Source organism: Flagellimonas sp. (assembly GCF_965215805.1).
Classification (GTDB): domain Bacteria; phylum Bacteroidota; class Bacteroidia; order Flavobacteriales; family Flavobacteriaceae; genus Flagellimonas.
In genome coordinates, this window is the sequence record NZ_OZ244124.1 from 2,581,061 (window position 1) to 2,594,692 (window position 13,632).

The 13,632-nt window shown below is 42.8% G+C and carries 14 protein-coding genes; 10 read left to right on the plus strand and 4 right to left on the minus strand.

The annotated features are described in order from the left end of the window. The first annotated feature begins 28 nt into the window (after positions 1–28). The 8 genes from rimO (at position 29) to ACOOE0_RS11435 (ending at position 8,634) form a co-directional block, all read left to right on the plus strand. On the plus strand, positions 29–1,336 hold the full coding sequence (gene rimO, locus ACOOE0_RS11400; protein ID WP_420399039.1) for a 30S ribosomal protein S12 methylthiotransferase RimO: 1,308 nt from the start codon (positions 29–31) through the stop codon (positions 1,334–1,336). Positions 1,337–1,428: 92 nt separating this feature from the next. After that, positions 1,429–1,914: a DoxX family membrane protein gene (locus ACOOE0_RS11405; protein WP_420399040.1), complete on the plus strand. Its 486-nt coding sequence runs from the start codon at positions 1,429–1,431 to the stop codon at positions 1,912–1,914. Further along, a complete protein-coding gene (locus tag ACOOE0_RS11410) occupies positions 1,914–3,536 on the plus strand; it encodes a Gfo/Idh/MocA family protein (protein WP_420399041.1) in 1,623 nt (540 codons plus the stop codon). The genes ACOOE0_RS11405 and ACOOE0_RS11410 overlap by 1 nt, the downstream gene beginning before the upstream one ends. A 197-nt stretch (positions 3,537–3,733) precedes the next feature. Continuing rightward, a complete protein-coding gene (locus tag ACOOE0_RS11415; protein WP_420399042.1) occupies positions 3,734–4,459 on the plus strand; it encodes a FadR/GntR family transcriptional regulator in 726 nt (241 codons plus the stop codon). Continuing rightward, positions 4,456–5,466, plus strand: a complete 1,011-nt coding sequence (locus ACOOE0_RS11420) for a PfkB family carbohydrate kinase (RefSeq protein ID WP_420399043.1) — start codon at positions 4,456–4,458, stop codon at positions 5,464–5,466. Before ACOOE0_RS11415 ends, ACOOE0_RS11420 begins: the two co-directional genes overlap by 4 nt. Beyond that, positions 5,463–6,113, plus strand: coding sequence for a bifunctional 4-hydroxy-2-oxoglutarate aldolase/2-dehydro-3-deoxy-phosphogluconate aldolase (locus ACOOE0_RS11425; protein ID WP_420399044.1), 651 nt, complete (start codon positions 5,463–5,465; stop codon positions 6,111–6,113). Before ACOOE0_RS11420 ends, ACOOE0_RS11425 begins: the two co-directional genes overlap by 4 nt. Continuing rightward, entirely contained in the window at positions 6,094–7,251 is a 1,158-nt protein-coding gene (gene dgoD / locus ACOOE0_RS11430; protein WP_420399045.1) for a galactonate dehydratase, read from the plus strand. The genes ACOOE0_RS11425 and dgoD overlap by 20 nt, the downstream gene beginning before the upstream one ends. A 60-nt stretch (positions 7,252–7,311) precedes the next feature. Then, a complete protein-coding gene (locus ACOOE0_RS11435; RefSeq protein WP_420399046.1) occupies positions 7,312–8,634 on the plus strand; it encodes a GntP family permease in 1,323 nt (440 codons plus the stop codon). A 246-nt stretch (positions 8,635–8,880) separates the two neighbouring features. Here the strand turns inward: ACOOE0_RS11435 and ACOOE0_RS11440 are convergent, their stop codons facing one another. From ACOOE0_RS11440 to ACOOE0_RS11455, 4 genes are read right to left on the minus strand one after another with little or no spacing between them, the layout of a single operon-like run. Next, on the minus strand, positions 8,881–9,393 hold the full coding sequence (locus ACOOE0_RS11440; RefSeq protein ID WP_420399047.1) for an SRPBCC family protein: 513 nt from the start codon (positions 9,391–9,393) through the stop codon (positions 8,881–8,883). Beyond that, positions 9,390–10,547: a serine hydrolase gene (locus ACOOE0_RS11445; protein ID WP_420399048.1), complete on the minus strand. Its 1,158-nt coding sequence runs from the start codon at positions 10,545–10,547 to the stop codon at positions 9,390–9,392. The genes ACOOE0_RS11440 and ACOOE0_RS11445 overlap by 4 nt, the downstream gene beginning before the upstream one ends. Continuing rightward, positions 10,537–10,794: a hypothetical protein gene (locus ACOOE0_RS11450; protein WP_420399049.1), complete on the minus strand. Its 258-nt coding sequence runs from the start codon at positions 10,792–10,794 to the stop codon at positions 10,537–10,539. Before ACOOE0_RS11450 ends, ACOOE0_RS11445 begins: the two co-directional genes overlap by 11 nt. Further along, positions 10,787–11,242 (minus strand): SRPBCC family protein, encoded by a 456-nt coding sequence (locus ACOOE0_RS11455; RefSeq protein WP_420399050.1) that lies wholly within the window; start codon positions 11,240–11,242, stop codon positions 10,787–10,789. The genes ACOOE0_RS11450 and ACOOE0_RS11455 overlap by 8 nt, the downstream gene beginning before the upstream one ends. A 116-nt stretch (positions 11,243–11,358) precedes the next feature. On the opposite strand from ACOOE0_RS11455, the gene ACOOE0_RS11460 reads away from it, so the two are divergent. Together ACOOE0_RS11460 and ACOOE0_RS11465 are read left to right on the plus strand one after the other, a co-directional pair. Then, positions 11,359–12,240 (plus strand): peptidyl-prolyl cis-trans isomerase, encoded by an 882-nt coding sequence (locus ACOOE0_RS11460; protein WP_420399051.1) that lies wholly within the window; start codon positions 11,359–11,361, stop codon positions 12,238–12,240. Further along, complete coding sequence (locus ACOOE0_RS11465) at positions 12,233–13,630, plus strand: peptidylprolyl isomerase (RefSeq protein ID WP_420399052.1); 1,398 nt, start codon at positions 12,233–12,235, stop codon at positions 13,628–13,630. Before ACOOE0_RS11460 ends, ACOOE0_RS11465 begins: the two co-directional genes overlap by 8 nt. Positions 13,631–13,632: the final 2 nt, after the last annotated feature.

A 13,632-nucleotide genomic window follows, 5' to 3' on the forward strand; every position in this document is an offset into this window, starting at 1 on the left:
TATTTTTGCACCCCATTTTAAGGCAATTATGCGAACAAAAACACTCAAAAAGAACAAAATCAATGTAGTAACCCTTGGATGTAGCAAAAATGTCTACGATTCAGAGGTGCTCATGGGACAGTTGAGGGCCAACAACAAGGAAGTGGCCCATGAGGAAGAAGGTAATGTGGTGGTGATCAATACTTGTGGATTTATTGCCAATGCAAAGGAGGAGAGTGTCAATACAATTTTGGAGTACGTCCAGAAAAAGGAAGCAGGGGATGTGGACAAGGTTTTTGTGACAGGCTGCTTAAGTGAGCGTTACAAACCCGATTTGGAAAAGGAGATTCCGAATGTGGATGAATATTTTGGAACCAGTGACCTTCCCAATTTGTTGAAAGCGCTTGGAGCGGACTATAAGCATGAACTCATTGGGGAGCGATTGACCACGACTCCCAAGAACTATGCGTATTTGAAAATTGCCGAAGGCTGTGATAGGCCCTGTTCCTTTTGTGCCATTCCCTTGATGCGTGGTAAGCACAGGAGCAAACCCATAGAAGAGTTGGTGAGTGAGTCCGAAAAATTGGCTGCCAAAGGAGTAAAAGAGTTGATTCTGATTGCCCAGGACCTTACCTACTACGGCTTGGATTTGTATAAAAAGCGGAATCTGGCCGAATTGCTTGAGGCACTTGTAAAAGTGGAAGGGATAGAGTGGATTCGTCTGCACTACGCCTTTCCTACAGGTTTCCCCGTGGATGTGCTGGAAGTAATGAAGAGAGAACCAAAGGTTTGCAATTATATTGATATTCCTTTGCAGCATATCTCGGATGCCATCTTAAAGAGCATGAGAAGGGGAACCACCAAGGCAAAAACAACACAATTGTTGGAGGATTTTAGAACTGCGGTGCCTGGAATGGCAATTCGTACCACCTTGATTGTGGGATACCCTGGTGAAAGTGAAGAAGATTTTAATACGCTAAAAGAATGGGTCGGGGAAATGCGATTTGAACGGTTGGGTTGCTTCACCTATAGCCATGAGGAAAATACACATGCCTATAGCTTGACCGATGACGTTCCAGAGGACATAAAGCAGGAACGGGCCAATGAGATCATGGAGCTCCAATCCCAAATCTCTTGGGAACTCAACCAAGAAAAAGTGGGTAAAACATTTCGATGTATCATTGATCGTAAGGAAGGGAACCATTTTGTGGGCCGAACGGAATTTGATTCTCCAGATGTGGACAACGAGGTCTTGATTGATGCAAGCCAGCACTACGTGAAAATTGGGGAGTTTGTGAACATAGAAATCACGGAAGCGTCTGACTTTGATTTGTATGGGGTTCCGGTGAAACCTTGATTCACTTCAGCAAACTCGTGATAATTATCATTTTGTCATTTAATTTTTCCTTGTAGCTTTGGTTTGTTTGTACTAAATCAAAATCAAGGACTATGGTCAATACTGCTGCAGACCGCAAGGTCACGATGAGTATTACCCTGCTCAGAATTCTTATTGGATGGCATTTTCTGTATGAAGGGGTAACGAAACTATACAACCCCGAATGGACTTCATTTGGGTATTTGGCATCGGCCCAAGGGCCACTAAAACCTGTTTTTTTCATGCTTGCCCAAGAACCTATGCTTCAATGGGTAGATGTGCTGAACATGGTTGCCCTGCTAATCGTCGGGATTACGTTGTTATTGGGGATTTTTGAAAAAAAGGGAGCCTTGGTAGGTATTGGGCTGCTCAGCTTGTACTACTTGGCCCATCCATCCTTACCAGGGGTTCACCAAATCAATGTGGAAGGGAATTATTGGATTGTAAACAAAAACCTAATTGAATTGGTAGCGTGTATATTGCTCTACAATTTCCCAACGGGCCAATTTTTTGGTCTTGCATACTTTAGAAAAGGAAGATTAACCAAAACGCAACAATAATGGACTGGACAAGAAGAGATTTATTAAAAGGATTGGGCGGATTACCCATTTTAGGAGCAGTTTGGTGGGCTGGTGCAGCCGGTGTAGGAAGAAAAATGAGGGAACGCAACCAAATATTGGAACAGTTGAATATTATGCCATCTTTGCCTCCAACAGTACCAGGCATAGACGGAGACCCAATTAGAGTTGGTATTATTGGTTTTGGAATCCGAGGGGAGCAACTTTGCCGATCTCTGGGTTTTGCTACACAAGAATGGAAAGAGGAGATGAGATTGGCGGCAGAGGAAGATCCAAACCATTCGGCTTTGGCGGATTTTGAAAAACAGGATAAGCTGAATATAAATTTGGTTGGGGTTTGCGATGTTTTTGACGTACGGGCAGAAAAGGCGCTGAGGTCATTCAACACGGACGACAACAAGATCAAGAGGTATGACACCTATACGGCCATGATACGTAGTGGAAACGTAGATGCGGTGGTGATTGCCACACCTGATCATTGGCACGCTCCAATGTCCATTGAAGCCCTTAACAACAACGTTAGTGTGTATGTGGAAAAACCCATGACGCATACCGTGGAAGAGACCTATAGGCTTCGGGAGGCTGCAAGGGCGTCCAAAGCCACTTTTGCCGTTGGACACCAGCATAGACAGACCTTGAGTTTTATAACAGCAAGGGACATTGTGGAAAAAGGAACCCTTGGTCACGTTTCCCTAATCCAGACCAACACCAATCGTAATGATGACAATGGTGCTTGGAACTATGACATTCATGAACAGGCCAATCCACAGACCATAGACTGGGAACAATTCTTGGGATCGGCACCCAAAGTGCCGTTTAACAAAAACCACTTTTTCAGATGGCGAAAGTGGTGGGCCTATGGATCAGGACTTTCCGGGGATCTGCTTACGCATGACTATGACCGCTTGAATTGTGTGTTGAATATGGGTATTCCTGAATCCGTAAGCGCGTCTGGGGGAATCTATACCCACAACGATGGCCGTGATGTACCTGATGTTTTGCAAGTGAATATGGAATTCCCGAACTATTCCACGGGAAGTAGTCAAAATAAAGGCAAGGAAAACGGTATGACGTTTTGTTACAGTGCTTCTTTGGGAAATTCATTTAACAGACCTACAGTATTAATGGGGCATGATGCCACCATGGAATTGGGAAACAGACTCACGGTTTGGCCAGATGGAGCCTCTACCCGCTACGGGGATATGCTGGAATTGGGAAAAATGCAGCCTAATGTGCCCATTTATCAATATAACCCAGCTGCCAATGTTCCCGATGCGATCTCATCGGCCACTTCCCAATATTTTGCGGACAAAGGATTGATGTGGACCTATATCAATGGGGTTCGGGTGGACTCTACCTTCCTGCACATGCGCGAATGGTTGAGTGTGATAAAGAATGGAGGAAAGGTCAGTTGTGGTATCAAGGAAGGTTTTGAGGAAGCCATAGCGGCACACATGGCTGGCTTATCCTGGAAATTGGGCCAAAAAATTGAATGGGATGTGGACAAGGAAGAATTAAAGCCCATTCCTGGAATCAATTTTGACGAAGTATTGTTGGCCAATGGACAATGGGAAACTCCCGTTACGGAAATCCTTGAAGGCTAAACTTTCATCTTTTACTGCAATTTTGATGTAGCCTTGGATTTTGTACGTTGATGCCGAAAAGGTGCATTCCTGAAAGTGGTAGTTCCATTTCAGGCGCACTGCCCAAATGGACTACATGATGGGTTGAACTTGTTATGCACTAGGTAAGTATATTTATTTTTATAAATTTGTATGATGTATGACAAATTTAGAATTTGATGTTTGAACCCATTGAAAAACGCGAATCTCTGAGCGGGCATGTGGAGGCTGAATTGACCAGGGCCATTAGAATAGGCCAATACCAACCTTTGCAAAAAATACCTACGGAAAATGAGCTTTGTTCCATTTTTAATGTGAGCAGAACAGTGGTTAGGGAAGCGATAAAGGGTCTCAATGCCAAGGGGATTGTCGACGTGAAAAAGGGAAGCGGGGTTTATGTTTCAGAAATGAGTATCCAAAATGCTTCTGAGACCTTGAATCTTTTCTTTGGCCTCTCTTCCAATCAGGATGTACTGCTGCATACCATAGATTCCCGTGCTATGATAGAACCTATGATTGCTTCAAAATCGGCAGTAATCAGAAAGGAAAAACACATGGATCTGCTTCAGGAGAATATGGAAAAGATGCGGCAGTGTCCGTTAGAGGACAAAAAGGAAGAAGCTGAATTGGACAATCAATTCCATAGAATCATCCTTGACTGCATTGATAATCCTGTACTTCATATGTTGATAGACCCTGTTTTCAATTTGATGCCAAAATTTAAGCTCGGTGTTTTTGGTAAGACGATTGCAGGAAATTTGGAGGAAGAAAAAGAAAAAATGCTCTATTTCCATCAAATGATAACCGATGCCATCATTGGAAAACACCCATTAAGAGCGGAAAGTTTTATGAAGGAGCATTTAAAAGTCACTCGTGAAAACTATATAAAAGCACTAAGACCATGAAAGGATTTGTCACTTTTGGTGAAATCATGTTACGACTTACCCCAGCAGTAAAGGGCGGTAAACTATCCGTGGCTCCCAAATTTTCTGTGGGTTATGCTGGGGCAGAATCCAATGTAGCGGTTTCCCTCGCCTGTTTGGGAAATCAAGTTGATTTTGTGAGCAAGGTGCCTAAAAATCCTATAGGTAATGCTGCCTTGATGAGCCTCAAACAATTTGGGGTTTCCACAGAAAATGTATTGGTAGGAGGTAAGCGATTGGGAACCTATTTTATTGAATTGGGCTCGTCCATCCGACCATCCAAGGTAATTTATGACAGAGAAAACTCAGCCATAAGCCAAATAAAAGCCAAAGAATTTGATTGGAAAACCATTTTGAAGGACAAGGAGTGGTTACATCTTTCAGGAATTACGCCTGCCTTGTCAGCCCGGTGTGCCAAGGAAACCATATGGCTTGCAAAAATCGCCAAAGAAATGGGAGTTAAAGTCAGTTTTGATTTAAACTTTAGAAGATCACTATGGCAAGATGGTAAGGCAGCTAGGGAAGTATTTAATTCCATAATTGCAAGTTCAGATACCGTTTTTGCTAATCTGGGCGCATTGGCAGATGTATACGATCTAGAATTTTCAGGAGATAATGTCGTAGAGCGGACAAAAGAAGCTATGAAGGTAGTCAATGGCTTATTTAATGTCAACAATATGGTATTTACAATCCGGGAGCACGACTCGGCTTCCCAAAACAAGTTGATGGGAATGCTCTGGTCAAATGGTGAAATAACTACATCCAAACCTTATAGTGTGCAGATTGAAGATCGTTTTGGTACTGGTGATGCCTTTGCGGCGGCTTATTTGCATGCTATTGACAATGGATGGAATAGCGATACAAGTATAGAGTTTGCAACGGCTGCTTTTGCATTAAAACACACCCTAAAGGGAGATTTGCACACAAGCACTGAAGAAGAAATACGCTCAATTATGAATGGCAACCTATCTGGGCACGTGATACGATGAAAAAAGAAGAGATTGTACAGCAGTTACTGGAAGAAAAGCTCATTTCCATTGTTCGGCTAAAAAACGGACAGTATACATCCAAGGTTATTGACGCCTTGGTTCAAGGGGGAATCAAGGTATTGGAAATTACCTCGAACACTCCTGGTTTTGAAATGGAAATTGCCGATGCCAGAAAGAAGTATCCCAATATTTTGATCGGCGCCGGGACGATTACAAACACAGAACTCGCACTAAAGGCCATAAAGGCAGGAGCCCAATTTTTGATAACCCCAAATACCAATAAAGAAGTAACGGATAAAGCGATTAAGGCTAACATACCTGTTGCCATGGGAGCTTTTACCCCGACGGAAATTGCGAATGCGGTTGTTTATGGTGCGGACATCATAAAGCTCTTTCCTTCCGGTCAGTTGGGTATTTCGTACTTCAAATCCCTAAAAGGGCCCTTTTCAGAAACTAAATTCTTTGCCGTAGGTGGAATCGGAATGGATAATTTGGAAGAGTGGTTCAAGGCGGGAATTGATGGCGTTGGCATTGCTAGTACATTGGTTAAAAAGGAGACAAGTAAGCAAGAAGATTTGGGCGAAATCGTCAGTAAGGCGCAACAATTCGTAGCATTTACAAAGAAATATGGACGCATTACAGATTGAAAAAGTAGAGCTCTTCAAGGTTCCACCGCGTTGGTTGTTTTTGAAAATAACCACTAAGGAGGGCATTTTTGGGTGGGGAGAACCCGTTGTGGAAGGTAGGGCGGACACCGTGGCGGCTTGTGTAAATGAACTTTCACAATACCTAAAAGGGCGTTCCGCCCACGCAATTGAGGACATTTGGCAGACCTTGTACAGAGGTGGATTTTACAGGGGCGGGCCCATTTTAATGAGCGCCTTGGCTGGAATTGATCAGGCACTCTGGGATATCAAGGGAAAATCATTGGGTGTTCCTGTCCATGAATTGTTGGGAGGTGCTGTCAGGCAGAAAATGAAAATGTATTGCTGGATTGGTGGCGATAGCCCGGAAGTGGTCATTGAGCAAGCCCAATCCAAAGTGAAAGAAGGTTATAAGGCCGTAAAAATGAATGCCACGGGAGCTTTCGAGTGGATTGATTCCAACAAAAAAATAAAAGATGTAGCCAAAAACATCCAATTATTACGTGAAGAGTTTGGTAATGCACTCGATATTGGCCTCGATTTTCACGGAAGGGTACACAAAGGCATGGTAAAGTCACTCATTGATGAGTTGGCAGCCTACAATCCCATGTTTATAGAAGAACCCGTATTGACCGAAAACAACGACGCCCTAGATCATATATATACCTATAGCTCTATTCCTATTGCCACAGGGGAACGCATGTATTCCAGATGGGATTTTAAAGAAGTGCTTCATCGAGGGGTGGTTGATATTATCCAACCCGACCTTAGTCACGCAGGTGGAATTTCGGAAGTACGAAGGATTGCGGCCATGGCGGAAGCCTATGATGTGGCTCTGGCACCCCATTGCCCATTGGGCCCTATCTCGTTGGCTTCGGCATTGCAGATAGATTTTGCTTGCATAAATGCTGTTATTCAGGAAAGTAGCTTGGGCATTCACTATAATCAAGGATACGATCTTTTGGACTATATGGAAAACCCGGAAGTTTTCACCCTGGAGGATGGGTACATCCCATTACTCAAAGAACCTGGCTTGGGAGTGCGTATTGATGAGGAAAAATTAAAGGAGGCTCAGAAAGTTGGTCATCAATGGAGCAATCCTATTTGGAGAAATGAAGATGGAAGTTTTACCGAATGGTAATATTCCCTCAACACGATGCAATATGAAAAATCAAAAACAACTTCATCTTAAACATTGACTATGCTTTATATCGTTGCATTGCTGCTTGCTTTGGCTTTTATCATTTTAGGTATTGTACGGTTTGGGATCCATCCCTTTTTTGTGCTATTACTAGCAGCTATTGGATATGGCTTTTTGGCGGGAATGGATGTTTCCACGATCATCGCTTCCATTAACGATGGATTTGGCGGTATTATGGGCAAAATTGGATTGATCATATTTTTTGGGGTGGTTATAGGCACCATTTTGGAAAAATCGGGAGGAGCGCTTGTCATTGCCAACTCCATTTTACAATGGATTGGGGAAAGATCTATTCATTTGGCCATGATGTTAACAGGCTACGTATTGTCTATTCCCGTATTCGCCGACAGTGCTTTTCTTATGATGAATTCCTTGAACAAAGCCTTATCCCATAAAGCAAAAGTCTCTTATGCTGGAACCACCGCGGCTTTGGCTTTGGGTTTAACGGCAACCCACGTCATGGTTCCTCCAACTCCAGGACCCATTGCAGCGGCAGGCATTTTGGATGCCCCATTGGGTAGTGTGGTGGCCTGGGGAATTTTAGTGAGTTTGTTGTCATTGAGTACATGCTATCTTTTTGCAAAAAAGGTGGCCTCCAAAATTATCATTCCGTATCGCTTGGAAAGCATTGAAAACCCATCACACCTCCCCAAATTATGGAAATCGATGCTTTCGATAGTTGTGCCAATCTTGCTTATCGTTTTAAAATCGATTTTTGATTATCCTGAACTGGGATTGCAGGAAAGCTCGTTTTATCCCATTGTTTCTTTTTTGGGCACTCCCATGATTGCCCTGTTGATAGGAATTATCCTCACCTTGCTTTTACCTGAAAAACTGGATAAAAAAATCTATGCCGCTTCGGGTTGGATAGGGGATTCGGTAAAAATTGCCGCTCCTATAATATTGATTACAGGTGCTGGTGGAATATTTGGAAAAATGCTTCAGAATTCTGGGATGGCAGAGGTGATAACAGAAAGCCTGTCCGATGTTCAAATAGGGCTGTTTTTCCCGTTTCTTTTAGCGGCTTGTTTAAAGACCACCCAAGGTTCCTCCACCGTGGCCCTCATAACCACAGCGTCCATTGTAGCACCCATTTTACCAGCTTTGGGGTTGGATGCACCCTTTATGAAAACCATGACCGTTCTGGCCATCGGGGCTGGATCTGCCGTGGTTTCACATGCCAACGATAGTTTCTTTTGGGTATTTACGGAACTCACTGGGATGAACGTGCGACAAGGTAACCAGATTCAGACAGCAGGAACTTTGGTTTTAGGCGTTACTGCGATGATCATTATTTTTCTGATTTCCTTGATTGTAATCTGATACATCCTGCCGTGACAACATAATGGAGCAAAACTTTTTACATGATTCAATGTGAATTGAATTTGAAAATATACCTGTTTAGTAGATTATAAATAGCTTGTGATGTTTGTCAGGTCGAGCGCAGTCGAGGCCAGCTAAAGAATCGGTTTTATTAAGACTTCTCGACTACGCTCGAAGTGACAATCGCCTATTAAAAGGGTATTTAACCGCATAAACAGTTATTTCTTTTATTGGGCCGATATCAATTTACATATTCACAAACTCGTAGCCCGATAGGGGGATATTCCTTAAATCGAATTCAGTCTCATTCAATAGAATTCCATGCTCCAAATAGGCTTTTAGGTTGGCCAGCCAAAAGGTCCATCCATTGCTGCACCCATGATGTATGTTGAGCTTGCTGGTCTCATCTGTAGGGATTTGGTGTTGTTTTAAACTGACCAGTACTGCGGTTTCATGCTGTTCCAAAGAGACAGAAACTTTGCTGTCCGCAAAGGAGATTTCCAAGAAATCGCTTCCATTCGCCTTCAGTACTGTTCCTTTTTCCTCTCCGTCCCAGTTATGCCACATCCAAGTGTAACTGTCCCCAGCTTGAACCTGATCTTCTGGTTTACGCCGTTCTCCGCTGGTGGATGTGTACACTGAAGAACGTAAAAACCAGGAGCAAATTCCCGCTTCAGTACCCCAACACCAGTAGAGCTTTTCCATGGTGGACTTTATATAAATCTTCTTGGTGAAGCTGTCAAACGTAAGTTGGCTCATCGTTTCCGTTTTAATTCTTGTTGATAAAGTTCCCTTCCCAATTGTGCTAAAAATGGGATCCCAATCTCGTCGTATTCGTAGGCATTATCATTAAAGATACCATCTTTATTGACCAAAATGGTCGCAGTCACCAGAAAATCAATGTCGTTTTGCTCATCTGTGATGTAGGCACAGTCGGTCAAGGTACCGTAGGCGTAACCCACTTTGTTGTAGATTTTAATGTGGTCTGGAATGGGGTCTGTTGAATCTCCAAACATGAAGAATTTTACATAACTGTCATAGTATTTCTCCGAATCGTACCCCACATCCCCAGGAAGCATATACATGGCATCAAGTAGAAGACGCCGTTGCTCGGAGCTTAGATTGAAACGCTCTTCCACCACAAAACTTTCAGGAAATATGATTCGTTTTAACAGCGCGTGTTGGGCTTTTATTGGATAATAGTTTTTCAAGGAAAAATCAAAGGCGCCATTTTGGAGTCCTTCGTCATCGTAGTACCCACTTCCTTTATGGACGCGCTTTATGGCAAGTTCCTCTGGAAATGTGTTTATAATAGGTTGACTGAGCGATGTGGTAGAATCGTTTAGGTATATGACCAAGGATTTTGAGGTAATCTCATCGGCATTTGAAGTGGAAAGACGATGCGCAATTCGGATAGGTTCCACCCCCCTTTCTTGCATTCGTTGGTTCAGCTGATCCTGTCCCAATAACTCAAGCAATCGATTGTTGGCCGCATTGTCCGAAACCGCAAAAATCTCTGAAACCGCCTTGGCAAAAGTGGTCTCTACGGAATCTCCTTCCACATAAAAACGGGTGTTCACGGAAAGGGAATCAATTTCATTTATTTTTTCCAAAGCGGCGACCGCAGCTGGAAACTTGACCGTACTGGCAGGATAAAAATAGTTGTCTTCATCCACTTGAAAGTCGTAATCGGTAAAAACAATGCTGTCCTGTGAGCGGTCTATTTGGGTATATCTTATTTGCACCTCAAACTGCTCCAAACTGTCCATCACCATTTTAATTTTGGGGTTATTTGATGCAAGAACCGCATCTAGCACATTGCCCTTGGAATTTCCCTCACAGGATATGAAAATCACTGTCAGCAATAGAACGGTGGCGATTACCTTAACAAAGATTGAAATTTTAGTATCCATCCAAATACACTTCTCCCCTGTGGGGTTTTAGTATGTCCTTTACTTCTGGTAGCTCAAATTCGGCAACCACCATAAAGGTGATGCTGTGGGTGGGGCTCAAGTGCTTATGGCCCGTAATGTCAAACTTGAGCTCTTCGATCACAATAAATTCTTCCAGATGTTTGCGGTAGTGTTCGGCTGTTCGCGCTGCCCCTGGTCCCCGAAAATCCCAAATGAGCTTGATTTTTTTGTCCAGTACTTTATCCATTATCCAGAACTGATTTTCCTGTTTCGGCAAAAGCCTTAAAATCTTCCAGATACTTTAAAGACTGTTTTTTGAATGCGCCAGGCATCAGAAACGCCATCAATTTCATGCCAAAACCGGAAAACTGAAACTCGCTTTCCGAAACCCAGAGGGTTTTTCCGTCAACTTCCTTAAAATGGTTCTTTTGGATGTTGTGTACCCCTTTGGTATCATAGGTCATGTGGAATTCGTCCGGAAGGTTGCGTTTTAAAATAGTTTCTACCATTTCAAACTCCCGTTTGCCCATTTTATATCTCAAGGACATCTGGGAACCTTCTGTGCCAGGTTTGTCGGATAAATGTTCATAGCCCAAAAGCCCCCGTTGCCAATGTCTCATATTATCGGGATTGTCCAATTTTTCAATAAATGCATCCCGTGGAAGATCAACTGTAATTTCACAAGTGTATTTCATCGGTATAGGTTCTGCTACTAATGTAATAAATTAAATAGTGGGGATTGGCTAATAAAAATCTGTTAACAGGGATATAACCTACTTGTAAGGGTTTAAGTAATTGTTATTTTTGCGCAATGCATGGTTTTCAAAAGCATACTTTATTCTCAGTTTTGATATCAGGCTTGTTGGTTCTCACTTCCTGCGATTCCTTGTTCAGGCAAAAAGTGGAAAAAGAACCTTTGGCCAGGGTTGGGGAGGAATTTTTGTACAGGGAAGATGTGGCTCCTTTGATTCGGGATGATATGTCGCCCCAGGATAGTGCCCTCTTTGTGACCAATTATATTAACAATTGGGCTTCCAAGCAATTGTTGCTATCCAAATCCAAGATCAACTTACCTGAGGAAAAATTGGCAGAGTTTGATCGCTTGGTTTCCGATTACAGGTCCGATCTATATACAAGGGCGTATGTTGAAGCTTTGGTGTTCAAAGAGCAAGATACGGCTGTTTCCACTGCGCAGCTTAGACAATATTACGAAAGGGAAAAAGAGAATTTTAAACTGGGTGAAAAACTGGTTCAACTTCGATTTGTTGGGCTGCCTGCTCAATTTTTGGACAAGGACGATGTGGTTTCGAGAATGAAAGCATGGAGTGAGGAGGATCGTATATATCTGGATTCCATTGCGGTACAGTTCAAGAAGATCCATTTCAACGATTCTATTTGGGTACGTACCTCCCGTGTAATGGAGGAAATCCCACCTCTAACCCCTTTGAATGAAGAGGACTACTTAAAAAAATCACAATTTTTTGAATTACAGGATTCCTTGGAGGTATATTTGGGACAGGTTACAGATGTCCTGGAAATTAATGATATAGCTCCTTTTGAGTATATTTTACCAGATATTAAACAGCTGATTTTGAATCGTAGGAGAATGCAATACGTTAGAAAGCTGGAAACTGAGATAATTGACGAAGCTATTAAGAAGAAAGAATTTGAGGTATATGAAAAAGATGAATAAAAAAGTATTTGGCCTATTGTTTTTTGCAATTGCTGGAATCCTTAATGCCCAGGATGCTGATCAGGCCATGCAGGCCACAGCAGATTCAACGGAGGCTATTAAGCGGGTAAAGTTGGATGGAATTGCAGCGGTAATTGGGGATTATGTAATCTTGGATTCCGATGTGGATAAAACATTGATCGATTTAAAAAGTCAAGGGGCATCTACCGAAGATATTACCAAATGCAGTCTTTTGGGCAAGTTGATGGAAGATCGTTTATATGCCCACCAGGCGGTTCAGGACAGTTTGCTGGTTTCCGATGATCAGGTAAATGCGCAGAGCGATAGACAGATTCAGCAGTTGGTAGCCCAAGTTGGGTCTATGGATAAAGTGCTCAAGTTCTATAAGAAACCTGATATCGAAAGTTTTAGGGAAGAACTCTTCGAAATCAATAAGTTGCGCATGCTATCTGAAAAAATGCAGAGCAGTATAGTGGAAGAACTGGAGGTAACCCCTGAAGAGGTGAGGCAGTTCTTTAGTAAGATTCCCGAAGATGAATTGCCTGTTTTTGGAGCGGAACTTGAAATTGCCCAGATTGTAAAACAACCTACGGCACCCGAAGAGGAAAAACAAAAGGTTATAGACCGTTTGAAACAGATCAAACAGGATGTGGAGGATAACGATGCCAGTTTCAATGTAAAAGCCATTCTTTATTCCCAAGACCCAGGTTCCAAATCCAAGGGAGGTTTTTATAGTATGACGAGGGAAACCCCATTTGTAAAGGAATTTAAGGATGTGGCATTTAGCTTGCAGGAAGGGGAAATATCCGAACCTTTTGAATCCCCGTTTGGATACCACATCATCTTCATTGAAAAAATACGCGGACAGGAACTGGATCTTAGGCACATTTTAATGATTCCTGAAATTCCGCAAAGTGCCATTGATGCTGCCGTCAAGGAACTGGACAGTATTCGCCAACACATCATGGACGGAAAATACACCTTCGCAGAGGCGGCCCTGAACTTTTCCGATGAAAAAGAAACCAAAAATGATGGTGGTGTACTCCGAAACCCCATCAACTACGGTTCACGGTTTGAATTGACCAATATGGATCCCGCGCTGTACAATCAGGTACGAAATCTAAAGGACGAAGAAATTTCGAGACCCATAAAGGAAGATGATCCCAGGGGAGGCCCTCCCAAATTTAAGATCATGAAGATTTCCAATCGCTATGACGAGCATAGAGCAGATTTTGCAAAGGACTATCTCAAAATTCAGGAATTGGCCCTGCGTGAAAAGCAGTTCAAGGCTATAAAAGAGTGGATGAACGAGCACATTGAAGACACCTACATCCATGTTAACAACGAAAACAGGGAGTGCGATTTTGCAAACAACTGGGTAAAGGAGTAAGT

Coding starts and splice junctions, on each gene's coding strand:
- rimO (WP_420399039.1), top strand. CDS start 29: ATGCGAACAAAAACACTCAAAAAGAACAAAATCAATGTAGTAACCCTT.
- ACOOE0_RS11405 (WP_420399040.1), top strand. CDS start 1,429: ATGGTCAATACTGCTGCAGACCGCAAGGTCACGATGAGTATTACCCTG.
- ACOOE0_RS11410 (WP_420399041.1), top strand. CDS start 1,914: ATGGACTGGACAAGAAGAGATTTATTAAAAGGATTGGGCGGATTACCC.
- ACOOE0_RS11415 (WP_420399042.1), top strand. CDS start 3,734: ATGTTTGAACCCATTGAAAAACGCGAATCTCTGAGCGGGCATGTGGAG.
- ACOOE0_RS11420 (WP_420399043.1), top strand. CDS start 4,456: ATGAAAGGATTTGTCACTTTTGGTGAAATCATGTTACGACTTACCCCA.
- ACOOE0_RS11425 (WP_420399044.1), top strand. CDS start 5,463: ATGAAAAAAGAAGAGATTGTACAGCAGTTACTGGAAGAAAAGCTCATT.
- dgoD (WP_420399045.1), top strand. CDS start 6,094: ATGGACGCATTACAGATTGAAAAAGTAGAGCTCTTCAAGGTTCCACCG.
- ACOOE0_RS11435 (WP_420399046.1), top strand. CDS start 7,312: ATGCTTTATATCGTTGCATTGCTGCTTGCTTTGGCTTTTATCATTTTA.
- ACOOE0_RS11440 (WP_420399047.1), bottom strand. CDS start 9,393: ATGAGCCAACTTACGTTTGACAGCTTCACCAAGAAGATTTATATAAAG.
- ACOOE0_RS11445 (WP_420399048.1), bottom strand. CDS start 10,547: ATGGATACTAAAATTTCAATCTTTGTTAAGGTAATCGCCACCGTTCTA.
- ACOOE0_RS11450 (WP_420399049.1), bottom strand. CDS start 10,794: ATGGATAAAGTACTGGACAAAAAAATCAAGCTCATTTGGGATTTTCGG.
- ACOOE0_RS11455 (WP_420399050.1), bottom strand. CDS start 11,242: ATGAAATACACTTGTGAAATTACAGTTGATCTTCCACGGGATGCATTT.
- ACOOE0_RS11460 (WP_420399051.1), top strand. CDS start 11,359: ATGCATGGTTTTCAAAAGCATACTTTATTCTCAGTTTTGATATCAGGC.
- ACOOE0_RS11465 (WP_420399052.1), top strand. CDS start 12,233: ATGAATAAAAAAGTATTTGGCCTATTGTTTTTTGCAATTGCTGGAATC.